Origin of the sequence: Dactylosporangium sp. NPDC051541, from assembly GCF_044454505.1 — a bacterium.
Lineage (GTDB): Bacteria > Actinomycetota > Actinomycetes > Mycobacteriales > Micromonosporaceae > Dactylosporangium.
The window spans coordinates 328,194-340,997 of sequence record NZ_JBITDU010000002.1; the positions used below are offsets into that span (position 1 = coordinate 328,194).

Annotated in this window: 9 protein-coding genes; 3 read left to right on the forward strand and 6 right to left on the reverse strand. The window is 70.3% G+C overall.

Going from position 1 to position 12,804, the window contains the following annotated elements:
* Positions 1–85: 85 nt before the first annotated feature.
* Both ACIA8L_RS09580 and ACIA8L_RS09585 read left to right on the forward strand, forming a co-directional pair.
* Positions 86–550 carry a MarR family winged helix-turn-helix transcriptional regulator gene (locus ACIA8L_RS09580; RefSeq protein ID WP_395902369.1) on the forward strand — a complete coding sequence of 155 codons (465 nt, stop codon included), beginning with the start codon at positions 86–88 and terminating at the stop codon, positions 548–550.
* A 61-nt stretch (positions 551–611) separates the two neighbouring features.
* Positions 612–2,210: an MFS transporter gene (locus ACIA8L_RS09585; protein ID WP_395902372.1), complete on the forward strand. Its 1,599-nt coding sequence runs from the start codon at positions 612–614 to the stop codon at positions 2,208–2,210.
* Between the two features lie 109 nt (positions 2,211–2,319).
* Here the strand turns inward: ACIA8L_RS09585 and ACIA8L_RS09590 are convergent, their stop codons facing one another.
* The 5 genes from ACIA8L_RS09590 to ACIA8L_RS09610 form a co-directional block, all read right to left on the reverse strand.
* Positions 2,320–2,643, reverse strand: coding sequence for a DMT family transporter (locus tag ACIA8L_RS09590; protein ID WP_395902375.1), 324 nt, complete (start codon positions 2,641–2,643; stop codon positions 2,320–2,322).
* 107 nt (positions 2,644–2,750) lie between these two features.
* Positions 2,751–4,751, reverse strand: a complete 2,001-nt coding sequence (locus ACIA8L_RS09595) for a hypothetical protein (RefSeq protein ID WP_395902378.1) — start codon at positions 4,749–4,751, stop codon at positions 2,751–2,753.
* A 544-nt stretch (positions 4,752–5,295) separates the two neighbouring features.
* Positions 5,296–7,416 carry a 3-hydroxyacyl-CoA dehydrogenase NAD-binding domain-containing protein gene (locus ACIA8L_RS09600; protein ID WP_395904166.1) on the reverse strand — a complete coding sequence of 707 codons (2,121 nt, stop codon included), beginning with the start codon at positions 7,414–7,416 and terminating at the stop codon, positions 5,296–5,298.
* A 65-nt stretch (positions 7,417–7,481) separates the two neighbouring features.
* Positions 7,482–8,693, reverse strand: a complete 1,212-nt coding sequence (locus ACIA8L_RS09605; protein WP_395902380.1) for an acetyl-CoA C-acetyltransferase — start codon at positions 8,691–8,693, stop codon at positions 7,482–7,484.
* 437 nt (positions 8,694–9,130) lie between these two features.
* A complete protein-coding gene (locus tag ACIA8L_RS09610; protein ID WP_395902382.1) occupies positions 9,131–9,940 on the reverse strand; it encodes a class I SAM-dependent methyltransferase in 810 nt (269 codons plus the stop codon).
* An 87-nt stretch (positions 9,941–10,027) separates the two neighbouring features.
* Between ACIA8L_RS09610 and ACIA8L_RS09615 the strand changes: the two genes are divergently transcribed.
* Entirely contained in the window at positions 10,028–10,693 is a 666-nt protein-coding gene (locus ACIA8L_RS09615) for a winged helix-turn-helix transcriptional regulator (protein WP_395902384.1), read from the forward strand.
* A 332-nt stretch (positions 10,694–11,025) separates the two neighbouring features.
* On the opposite strand, the gene ACIA8L_RS09620 is transcribed toward ACIA8L_RS09615, so the two are convergent.
* A complete protein-coding gene (locus ACIA8L_RS09620) occupies positions 11,026–12,720 on the reverse strand; it encodes an acyltransferase (protein WP_395902387.1) in 1,695 nt (564 codons plus the stop codon).
* Between the last annotated feature and the right edge of the window lie 84 nt (positions 12,721–12,804).

Below are 12,804 nucleotides of genomic sequence, written 5' to 3' on the forward strand. Positions count from 1 at the left end.
ACACCGAGTGACCCCGGCCGCGAAATGTATTGCCCGGGAAACGCACGCCGGACCGTCGCGGCGGCGGGTATCTATTCTGGGTGGTATGGCCGCACCGCTGACGCCGGATCTGTCGTTCCTGCTGGACCACACCAGTCACGTGCTGCGCACGCAGATGACGGCGGCGCTGGCGGAGGTCGGCCTGACCCCGCGGATGCACTGCGTGCTCACGCACGCGCTGGGTGAGGAGCGCACCCAGGTCCAGCTGGCGGAGATCGGCGGCATGGACAAGACCACGATGGTGGTCACGGTCGATGCGCTCGAGAAGGCCGGATACGCGCACCGCCGCCTGTCCAGCACCGATCGCCGGGCCCGGATCATCGCGGTCACGCCCGAAGGCGCGACCATGGCGGCCCGTAGCCAGGAGATCGCCGACAGTGTGCACGCTGCGGTTCTCGACGCGCTGCCCGAGGACGAGCGGGAAGTCCTGATCCGCGCCCTGACCCGCCTGGCGCAGGGCCACCTGGGCACCCCGGCCGAGGCGGCGGGGGTGCGCCGCGCCCGGCAGTGAGTGACCGCGATCGCTTTTTGGTAGATAGTTCCGTAGAAGACGATCTGCTACGGTCGTTTCTATGAGGCAGAACCGATGGCTCGCCCTGACCGTCCTCGCGACCGGCATGCTCATGGTCATCCTCGACGGCAGCATCGTCACCGTCGCCATGCCCGTCATGCAGCGTGACCTCGGGTTCACGCCGGAGGGGCTCACGTGGGTGGTCAACGCGTACCTGATCGCGTTCGGCAGTTTCCTGCTGCTCGCCGGCCGCCTCGGTGACCTGCTCGGCCGCAAACGGGTCCTGCTCGCCGGGACGGCCGTGTTCGTGGCCGCGTCGGTGCTCGCCGGCCTGGCCACCGGCCCCGCGATGCTGCTCGTGGCCCGGTTCCTGCAGGGCGTCGGCGGTGCCATGTTCAGCGCCGTCAGCCTCGGCATCCTCGTCACGCTGTTCCCCGAGCAGCGCGAACGGGCCCGCGCGATCGGCGTGTTCTCCTTCACCGGCGCGGCCGGCGCCTCCCTCGGCCAGGTCCTCGGCGGCGTCCTCACCGACACCCTGAGCTGGCACTGGATCTTCCTGATCAACGTGCCGATCGGGGTGCTGGCCCTGGCCCTCGCCGTCCCGTACCTGCCGGCCGACCGCGGCCTGGGCCTGCGCGCCGGAGCCGACATCCTGGGTGCGCTCTTCGTGACGGCCGGCCTCATGACCGGCATCTACGCCGTCGTGCAGACGAGCGGTGACCGTCTCATCACAAGCACTGCTGCGGTGGTACTGCTAGTCGCGTTCGTCCTGCGCCAGGCGTACGCCCGGACCCCGCTGATGCCGCTGCGCGTCCTGCGTTCACGGCAGGTCGCCGCGGCCAACGCCCTGCAGATCCTCCTGATCGGCGCGATGTTCTCGTTCCAGATCCTCGTCGCCCTGTACATGCAGCGAGTCCTGCACTACACCGCGTTGCAGACCGGCCTGGCGATGCTTCCGGCCGCTCTGGCGATCGCGGTGGTGTCACTGGGCGTGTCGGCGCGGCTCATCCACCGCTTCGGCGAGCGCACGATCCTGATCGCCGGCCTGGTGCTGCTGACCGGTGCCCTGGCGTGGCTGACGCGGCTGCCGGCCGACGCGCGATACACGACGGACCTCCTGCCGGTGATGCTGCTCATCGCCGGCGGCGGCCTGGTCCTGCCGGCGATCACGGGCCTGGGCATGTCCGGCGCCCGCCCCGACGACGCGGGCCTGGCCTCGGGCTTGTTCAACACGACACAGCAGCTCGGCATGGCCCTCGGCGTGGCCGCGCTGTCCACCGTGGCCGCCGCCCGCACCGACGCCCGCCTACGCTCGGGCGTAGCCGACGCGGTGGCGCTCACCGACGGGTACCGCCTGGCCTTCACCATCGGCGCGGCCCTCCTGGCGCTGTCCATCGTGGGCGCGGCGCTGCTGCTACGTCCGGTCTCCGCACTCGTGTCACCCACCCCGTCCCCCGCCACCGCCGACACCCCTGACACCCCCGCTCGCGATGCCACCGTCGCCGCGAGTTCCGCCGCTCCTGGTTCCGCCGCCGGTGCTCCTGCCGCCGTGGGTAATGCCTCCGCCCGCAATTCAGCCGCCACCAATGCCACTGACGCCGCCCGTGATGCCGCCGACGGCGCTCACGCCGCCGCGGGTGATGCCGCCACCCGTGACTGAGCCGCTACCGATGCCACTGACGTCGCCGATGCCACCGCGGGTGATGCCGCCACCCGTGGCTCCGCCGCCAGTGGTTCCGACGCCAGTTATTCCGACGCCGGCGCTTAGGTCAGTGCGCGGCCCCACCGAGGTTCAGCACGACGACACCGGCGATGACCAGCCCGACGCCGATCACCTTGACCAAACTCAGCGGCTCACCAAGGAACACCGCCCCGATCGCGACAATGGCGGCGGTCCCCAGCCCCGACCACATGGCATACGCGACCCCGACCGGCACCACCTTCACCGCCTGGGCCATGAACAGGAACGCCAGCGCGTACGCGACGAGCACTCCCACCGTCGGCCAAAGCTTCGTGAAGCCCTCGGTCGCCTTCAGCAAACTCGTGCCGACGACCTCGACCGCGATGGCCAAGCCGAGCAGGACGTACGCCACGGAACCCTCCCCAGAGCACCAATTACCGATTACCGGATTGCGGAAACGGTAATCGCTAATTATTTCCGCAGGCCAAGCGGCACGGAGGCGCCATTACCGCCCGATTATCACGACGAGCCGGAATCCTCCGAGGTGCCAGTCGAACGGGGGCGCTTCGGAGCCCGGGACGACCTCGCAGCCTTCGTAGCTTTGGCCGGGCGGGAGACATTCGTGGCGTTCGTCGCGTTCGCCTCTTGGGCCGCACCGGCGGTTGGCGCGGCGGACCGCTCCTTGGTCGCGGAGTCACCGGCGGGGCCCGAAGCGTCGGTGCCCTTGCCGTTGCCCGCGCCCTGCGCCGGCACCGCAGCGGCCGGCACCGCAGCGGCCGGAGCGGAGCAGCCGGCGTCGGTCACGGCCGCGGCCGCCGGGACGGACGCGTCGGCGTCGGCGTCGGTGTCGGCGTCGGTGTCGGTGTCGGTGTCGGTGTCGGTCGAGCTTGCCGGAGCGGGGGAGTTGGCGTCGCTCACGGCTGCCGGAGCAGACATTCTTCCGGTCGCGGCAGCACTCGCCGTCGCGCTACGCGTCGCCGCGGCACTCGCACCGGTGGTCTCGCCTGCATTACTGGATTGCGGAATTGCCGGCGGCGCATCCGCTCCCAGCCCCGAGCCCGGCTTCGACTCCGCCGCAGCGCCCAAACCTGACTCCCGCGCGGCGTCCGCAATCAAGTCCGGCTCCCCGCCCCGGCCTGCGGCCGCCGCCGAGGCCGGCGCAGCGCCCGAACCCAAGCGCGTCGTTCCGTCCGAACCCAAGCCCGGCTCGCCGTCCACGTCCACGTCCACGTCCACGTCCGTGCCCGACGCCAAGGCAGGCTCGCGCGAAGTGCCAGGGCCAGCGCCAGAGCCGGTGCCGGTGCCGGTGTCGGCGGCACCGGAAGCGGAGGTGGAGGTGGAGGCGGAAGACGCCGCCAGCAGCGCACGGCGACGACGGCGGGAACGGACCACCGCGAACACCCCCACCGCGATCATCAACAGCCCGAACACGCCAATTCCCATGACGATCCGCGTCAAGTCCCGCAGCGACAAACTGTCCAGAAACGAGCGGTCCGCAGCCTTCGGCGCCTGCGCCTGAACCACGGGCGCCGCGGACGCCGGGGCCGGGGGCGCGAACGGCGTGTACTTCTGGATCGGCGTCGCCTTCGGCTGGTCCGACGTGGTGAGGAACTCGGTCCCGTCACGGCTGTAGGCGATGCTCTCGCCCTGCGGCTCGCTCGGCAGCGGCGTGATCCGCGGCTTCGACCCGCCGGTGATCGCCGCGGCGACATCACCGTCGGTGACGTCGAACTCGTACGCGTCCGACATCGTGCGCACCACCGCCCGCTTGCCGTCCGGGCTCAGCGCGGCGCCGGTGACGACTGCGGTGCCGACGATGCCGTACGGGTTCGCGGTGCCCGTCGCCTGCGGCCGGAACGTCCCCGCCCTCGTCAGCGGGGCCGGGTTGGCGTTGTTGGCCGGCAGGGGCTGCGCCGTCGTGTACACCTCGCCGACCGGGTCCTTCGTGATCAGGACCGGCCGCCCGTCGGCGTCGATGATGAGCGCCTCCGCGTCGCGGGCCTTGCCGTCCGGGTACGCCAGCCGGTGGATCACCGGCGTGTTCGCGCCCGGCGCGAGGCTCCACAGCGCGATCGACGACCGGCGGTTGCCGGAACCCCCGGTCAGCGTGGTGTTGTCACCGACGTCGGCGACCCACAGCGTCCCGTCCTTCCCGACGGCGAGATCTTCAGGATCAAAGGCGCTGCTGGGGTACTGCACGCTACGCGTCACGCCGCATTCGCCATTGAGGAAGAAGATCTTCTCCCGGCTCCGCTCGATGTTGCTGTCGTTGATGACCGCGTATCCGTCCGCGGTCACCACCAGACCGGAGATCTCCGTCAGCTGCGGATCGTTCATCGTGCACATGGTCGTACCGCTGATCGCCGGTCCGAGGTTCGGATTCGCCGGCGCGGACGAACCCGCCGACGGGCTGGGCGCCTCCCGCGGGATCGGCGCGGCGAAGCCCGGTCCCCCGAGCGCGGCCACCGCCACCAAAGACAACACGGACGCCCCGAACACGCCCCCGACCCGCTGCAGCATGCGCGACAGTGTTGCAGACACCCCTGAGAAACCGGCCACAGCCCGCCCCGAATCCGATCATGCCCACCCCGGCCCGTCACCCCCGCGCCGAACACGTTCGCCGACATCTCCCGGAAGCCAAGGCCCCATTCCCCACAGAGACGGCCCGGCGCGACCAAACGTTGCAGCGCCCCCAAAACCAACCGTCGCAACCGCGGAAGTTTCCGGATTACCAGTAGCCGATTGCCAGTAATCCGTAATCCATTACCAGCAACCAGCGTCGCGACGCTCACCACCCAGCTCCAGCAACGCGACCACCGGCGACCCCCACCCCAAGAGGGTCCGCACCCCAAGAGGATCCGCACCCCAAGAGGGTCCGCACCCCAAGAGTGTCCGCACCCCAAGACGATCCTCAGCCCGAAACGGTCCGCACCCCAAAACGGTCCTCAGCCCGAAACGGTCCGCACCCCAAAACGGTCCTCAGCCCGAAACGGTCCGCGGCCGCCTGATCACAGCGTGCCGCGGACCGTCTCGGACTGGGCCTGTCCAGCGCCCGGAGCTGCGGTTACTCGAAGGTCGACCCCTCGGCGGCCTTGGCCCGCAGCAGTGCCGGCGGGGTGAAACGGTCGCCGTAGCGGGCGGCGAGCTCCTCGGCACGGGCGATGAACCCGGGCAGGCCCCCCTGGTACTGGTTGATGTATTGCAGGACCCCACCGGTCCAGGCCGGGAACCCGATGCCGAGGATCGAGCCGACGTTGGCGTCCGCGACCGAGGTCAGGACGCCCTCGTCCAGGCACTTCACGCTTTCCAGGGCCTCGGCGAACAGCATGCGTTCCTGCATGTCGGCGAACGGTACGTCCGCGGACGGGTCGGCGAAGTGCTCGCGCAGACCCGTCCACAGTCGGGTGCGTTTGCCGTCCTGATATTCGTAGAAGCCCGCGCCGCCCGAACGGCCGGGCCGGTCGAAGTCGTCAACCATGCGGTCGAGGAGTTCGTCGGCGGCGCTCGGGGTCCAGGTGCCGCCGCCGGCGACGATCGCGGCCGCCGTGGCGTTGCGGATCTTCTGCGGCAGGGTGAGGGTGAGCTCGTCGAGCAGCTGCAGTACCGGTGCGGGGTAGCCGGCCTGGAGACTCGCCTGCTCGATCGACGGGGCCGGCACGCCCTCGGCCAGCATGCGCAGGCCTTCCATCGTGAACGTGCCGATGACGCGGCTGGTGAAGAATCCGCGGCTGTCGTTGACGACGATGGGTGTCTTCTTCAGCCGCCGTACCACCGCCAGCGCTTGATCGAGTGCGGCGTCGGACGTCTCGGCGCCTTTGATCACCTCGACGAGCGGCATCTTGTCGACCGGGGAGAAGAAGTGCAGGCCGATGAAGTCGGCGCGGCGGCGGACGCCCTCGGCGAGCATCGAGATCGGCAGGGTGGAGGTGTTGGAGCACAGCAGCGCGCCGGGCGCGACGGCGTCCTCGATCTCCGCGAACACCTTGTGCTTCAGGCCCGGGTCCTCGAACACCGCCTCGATGACGAGGTCGGCCCCGGCGAGGTCGGCGACGTCCGCGGTCGGGGTGATCCGGTCGAGGAGCGCCTGGTCGTGGCGGCGGGTCTCGGCGTACGCCTTGCCCTTCTGCGCCGCCTCGAGCGTCACGTCCTTGAGCACGACGTCGAGGCCGGCCTTCGCGCACACGTATGCGATGGCGGCGCCCATCATGCCCGCGCCGAGGACCGCGACCTTGGTGAACGTGGCGTTCGCGGCGCCGCGGGAGTTGGCGGCCTGCAGGTCGAAGAAGAACGCCTTGATCATGTTCTTGGCGGTCTGGCTCGTGGCGAGCTCGACGAAGTAGCGGCCTTCGATGACGAACGCGGTGTCGAGGTCGACCTGGGCGCCTTCGACGGCGGCGCAGAGGATGTTGCGCGGCGCCGGGTACGGGGCGCCCTTGAGCTCCTTGCGCAGTGTCGCCGGGAACGCGGGCAGATTGGCGGCGAATGCCGGGTGGCTCGGGGTACCGCCGGGAATTTTGTAGCCTTTGCCGTCCCACGGCTGGATTGCGTCCGGATTATCGGCAATCCAGTCACGCGCCCGGCTGATCAGGTCACCCGCTGCGACGATCTCGTGGACGAGGCCGACCTGCAGCGCCTTCTCGGGACGGTGCCGCTGGCCTTTGAGCAGGACCTGCATGAGGGCTTCGGCGATCCCGAGCATCCGGACCGTGCGGACCACGCCACCGGCGCCGGGCAGCAGGCCGAGGGTGACCTCGGGGAAGCCGATCTCGATGCGGCTGTCGTCGGCGACGATGCGGTGGTGGCAGGCGAGGGCCAGCTCGAGGCCGCCGCCGAGCGCGGAACCGTTGATCGCGGCGACGACCGGCCGGCCGAGCGTTTCGAGGCGCCGGAGCAGGCCTTTGAGGAACGTCGTCGAGGCCATGGCGTCGGCCGCCTGGTCGGGGCCGATGTTGGCGAGCAGGTCCAGGTCGCCGCCGGCGAACCAGGTCTTCTTCGCCGAGGCCAGGATGACGCCGGTGATGTCGTCCCGCTCGGCGTACAGCCGGTCGATCACGGCGGCCAGCGCCTGGGTGAACGCGGCGTTCATGGTGTTGGCGGAGCGGGCCGGGTCGTCCATGGTGAGCAGGACGACGCCGTCCGCGCCGCGCTCATAGCGGATGATCTCGCCGCCGGCCGGGCTCTGCATGTTGCTGTCCACGCTCTCCACGCCGGTTCCGTTACCCTCGGTGTCTGCCACGTCGCTCCCCCGGTTCACAGTCGCTCGACGATCGTCGCGATGCCCATGCCGCCACCGACACACATCGTGGCCAGTCCGTAACGATCGCCGCGGCGCTCGAGCTCGTCGACGAGCGTGCCGAGGAGCATGCCGCCGGTCGCGCCGAGCGGGTGGCCCATGGCGATGGCACCGCCGTTGACGTTGACCTGGTCGAGCGCGAAGCCCATGTCCTTGGCGAAGTGCAGCACGACGGCGGCGAACGCCTCGTTCATCTCGACCAGGGCGATATCGTCGACCGTGAGTCCGGCCTTGGCGAGGGCTTTGCGGCTGGCCGGGGCCGGGCCGGTGAGCATGATGAGCGGGTCGGCGCCGCTGACCGCGGCCGCGACGATCCGGGCCCGCGGGGTGAGCCCGAACTCCCGCCCCGCCGCCTCGCTGCCGACCAGCACCAGTGACGCTCCGTCCACGATCCCGGACGAGTTACCGGCCGTGTGCACGTGGTCGATGCGCTCCACCCAGTGGTACTTCTGCAGCGCCACGGCGTCGAACCCGCCGAGCTCGCCGATGGGCGCGAACGACGCGGGCAGCGCCCCGAGACCCTCCATCGTCGACGCCCGAACATGTTCGTCACGATCGAGTACGACCAGCCCGTTGCGGTCGCGTACCGGGATCACGGACCGTGCGAAGTGCCCGCCGGCCCAGGCCTTCGCGGCGCGGGTCTGCGATTCGAGGGCGTAGGCGTCGACGTCCTCGCGGCTGTATCCGTCCATGGTCGCGATGAGATCCGCGCCAATGCCCTGCGGCACGAACCCGGTCGCGAGATTGGTTTCCGGGTCCATGGCCCAGGCGCCGCCGTCGGAGCCCATGGCCACGCGGGACATCGATTCGACACCGCCGGCGAGCACCATGTCCTCCCACCCGGCCCGGACTTTCTGCGCCGCGATATTGACGGCTTCCAGGCCGGAGGCGCAGAACCGGTTCAGCTGGACCCCGGCCGCGGTCTCCCCCAGCCCAGCCGCGATGGCGGCGATGCGGGCAATGTCGGAGCCTTGGTCACCGATGGGCGAGACCACGCCGAGGACGACGTCGTCGATGCGTTCGGGGTCGAGCCCGGGATTGCGGGCGCGCATTTCGTCGATCAGCCCGACGACGAGGGAGATGGGTTTGACACCGTGCAGCGAGCCGTTCTTCTTACCGCGGCCGCGAGGTGTGCGAATGGCATCGAAAACGAAAGCCTCAGTGCTCACCTACTCAAGAGTAACCACGGCCCGCCCCGCACACCAGACCACCCCGGAACCACCGGTCATCGCACTTTGTCACAGCCGGATCTGGTTTCCGAGGCCGCTTCGCTCCCGCCCCGGGCAGGGGGCTCCGCGCCCCCACACCCCCAGCCACCGCTGACCGCAAGCAGCGGCGCGAGCGACTCTCCGCCACCTCCAAGTTCCGGGCTCCGCGCCTACCCCACCGCCGCTCCACGGGCGGTGGACGGTTCACGATCGCGTCACCCGGAGTTACAGCCGCCCTACTCGCGGGCAGCCCACGGCTTCGGAGCTCCCCGCATCCAGCGCACGACCTCGAGGTTCAGCATTCGAGGCCCAGTCACCGTTCTCCCGGCCCGCCGGCAGCTTCGGACCCGACTCCCGCCTCCCGGCACTGCCGGCCACCGCTCCCACGGGCGCGAACCTCACCCGGCGGCGCGCGTCGCCGTCAGCAGCAGGTACTCCCACTCCATCGACCCGTCCGCGGCCCGGAACCGGCCGGCGAGCTCATCGAGGGCCGCGTCCAGCTCGGCGGTGCGTGTGGGGTCGTCGCGCAACGCCTCGTACACGGCGAGCGTCGGTCCGTAGTTGCGCTTGAAGTACTCCCGGAATCCATCCGCCGCCCCGAACACCTCGACACGCACGCTCTGCGTCCGCGCCGTCACGCCGGTGACGCGGTCGCCGAGGAGCTGCCGGACGTGGGTCTCGTCGCCCCACAGCGGCGGCGGCTGCGCCCCGGGTGGCGGCGGGGGCGCGAACGGCTTCATCACGCCGAACAACTGCCCGACGAACCCGTTCGGTGTCCAGCTGATCAGCCCGACCGCCCCGCCCGGCCGGCAGACCCGGACGAGTTCATCAGCGGCGGCCTGGTGGAACGGCGCGAACATGACCCCCACGCACGACATCACGCAGTCGTACTCCCCGTCACCGAACGGCAACGCCTCCGCGTCGGCTTCGGCCCAGGCCAGCTTGGCGCCCTGCTCCTCCGCGAGCCGCTCGCCGGCCTCGAGCAGCGCCGGCGTGAGGTCACTGGCGGTGACATCGGCGCCGGTGAGCGCGGCCGGAATGGCGGCGTTGCCGGTGCCGGCGGCGACGTCGAGCACCCGCTGCCCGGGTCTGACGCCGCAGGCCTCGACGAGTAACGGCCCGAGGCTCGCAATGATGTCGGCGGCGACGGCCGCGTAGTTGCCGGAGGTCCAGATCGCGCGGTGCTTGTCCTTCAACGGTGTGGTCATGGCAGCACGCTAGGTGGCCGTGAGTGTCGGGAACTAGTACACGATCTGTACTGGAGCGCACCGTGGCGGCGGCCCTACGCTGCGGGCATGGGCGCCAGTTACCACCAGTTCTGCCCGGTCGCGAAGGCCATGGAGTTGCTCGACGAACGCTGGACGATGCTGGTCCTGCGGGAGCTGATGGCGGGCAGCGGCCGGTTCAACGACCTGCGCCGCGGCCTGCCGCGGATGTCCCCGGCGCTGCTGTCGAAGCGGCTGCAGCACCTCACGGCCGTGGGTTTGATCCGCAACGACGACGGCCGTTACGTCCTGACCGAGGCCGGATTCGAGCTGGCCCCGATCGTCGAGGCGATCGCGGTGTGGGGGGTGCGCTGGATCGGCGAGATCGGCGACGCCGACCTGGACCCGAAGCTGCTGCTGTGGGACATGCACCGCCGCGTCGACCACGGCGCCGTCCCGCCGGGTCGTTCGGTGGTCCATTTCGACTTCACCGACGTCAGCGGCGCCGCCCGCTACTGGTGGCTGATCATCACCGCCGGCGAGGCCGACGTGTGCGACGCCGACCCGGGTTTCGACGTCACGGTGACGGTCAACGGCACCCTCCGCCGCCTGACCGAAGTCTGGCGCGGCGACGTGAGCTGGCAACACGCCCAACGCGACGGAGCCCTACGCGTCTACGGCCCCGAACATGTCCGGCGCACCCTGCCCAGCTGGTTCACCCTGGCCCCGTGGGCATCAACCACTCGCCCTGCGTAACCGGCACCCAACTCAACGCCGCCGCGCCGCCCGGCCACGGCGGCGAACGCGTTCGCCACACCCTGCATACGCCGGGAAGGTGATCGCCGACCCGCTCGTGCGCAACTTGGTTCCCCGGCCCCGTGGGCAGTAACCGCTCGCCCTGCGTGACCCGCGCCCGAAGCAGCGACGGCGTGCTGCGCGTGTAAAGCCCGAACACGTTCGTCGCCCTCGGCCGCCGGGTTCACCCTGACCCGCCGGGCGACAATCGCTCGCCCTGCGCAACGGCGTCATCACCAAGAACTACCGCACCAGCATCGAAGACGACGCCACCCAGCAACTCCAGCACGACATCATGGGCTACCTCCCGGAACGTCAACAACCTCGAGCTGTCCAACTTCCTTCGCTCGCCCAGCTCCGCGCGATCGCTCGAACCGCCGGAACACCGCCCACAATCCGGCCAGGACGACGGCGAACACCGGCACCCACAACATCCGAGCCAAAAGCCAAGACCCATCCGTGGGTACGGTCTGCAACCCCACCATCACCCCCGGCACGACGAGGGACACAGTCAGCAACGCCGTCTGATGCCACAAGAAGATCGTCATAGCCGACCGGTTCACCAGGCCCACCGCCCGCCAGGCCCGCGCCCACTCCATCACCCTGCGCAACCCGGGCAGCACCAACAGCGCCAGCCCACACTGCCCGACACCGAACGTGACAGCCGCGAGCGTAGGCGGATTCAGGTTCGAAATTCCCTGCCCGGGCACGCCGACCATCGACACCGGGTACCCGAGCCATCGCGTCAGCACCACCGTCGCCACGACCCCGCCGACGAACATGCCCCAAGCCGCACCGACCGACCGGAACCACCCCCGGGCCCAGGCCGCACCCAGGCAGAACGGCACCAGCCACCCGGCGCCGAGGTTGATCCACCCGATCCAGCCGGGCGCCCCGAACGCGAACCGCCCGAGGTCGACAACCACCACCACAGCGAGTGGCCAGGCCGGATGGAGTCGCCCGACGAGCGGTTTCATGACGGTCAACGCGGCGTACACAAGCAGAAACCACAGCGGCGAAGCGACCAGCTTAAGCACCGTGCGTGACCGCACCGCCGCCATGAACTCGTCGACCCCCGTCGACCAACCCGACGTGTACTGCCAGAGCGTCGCCACGATCAGCAACCCGCTCCAGACGGCGACCAACACCAACACCGGCCGGAACAACCGCTCAAGCCGCCCCGCCAACCAGGTGCGGTGACCACTCAGTGACTTCCCGCGACCCGCCGCCCCGGTCGAGACAAGCCCACGATCGTTCCGAGCCGCGCCGACACGGCTACCGTAGCCATCCCCACCACGGACCGCGACGTGCCCGCAACTGCGACGGACCGCGTCGACACGACCACTACGAGCTGTGACGAGCCCGCCGACGAAGAAGAACAGCGCCAGCGTCTGGAACAGCCACGACGCGGGCGCTAGCCCAGGAATCGCCCGCAGCGGACTGGCGACGTGCACCGGCCCGCCATCCACAACGAGCGCGGTGACCAACCAGTGACCGAGCACCACCCCGAGGATCGCGACCACCCGCAGCGCGTCAATCCCGCGGTCACGATGAGCGCCAGCCGGCTCACTGAGGTGTTCACGCGTGCCGCGGCCACCGGCTCCACGGTCACGCAGAGCACCGTCCCGCTCACCACGATGCTGACGCTCGCAGTGCTCGCACGTTCCGCGCTCCCCTGCGCCGCGCTCCCCTGCGCCGCGGCCACGCACAGCACCGGCCCACTCACTGGCGGTCTGCCACGTGCCGTGCTGGCACTCGGCGTGCTCATGCCCAGTGCGCTCAGGTTGCCCATGCCCACGCCCACGCCCACGCCCACGGGCGCTGTGGCCACGCTCAGCGCACTCGCGCCCGACGTGCCCACGTTCGACCCGCTCGCCGCCGTGTTCAATTCCGGCGTCCGCGCTCGCGGCCCGTGCACCCACTGCGGGCTGACGATCGATGTGCCCAAGCGCGGCGCCTCGATCGGCTCGGACACGTTCGGTTGTCATGGGCGGACGTTACGAACACGGCGCCGTCCGGAGCGTCACCCCGCAGAGCGATCCGTGGGTAGCTCTCCAGTACTACGCCCCGTC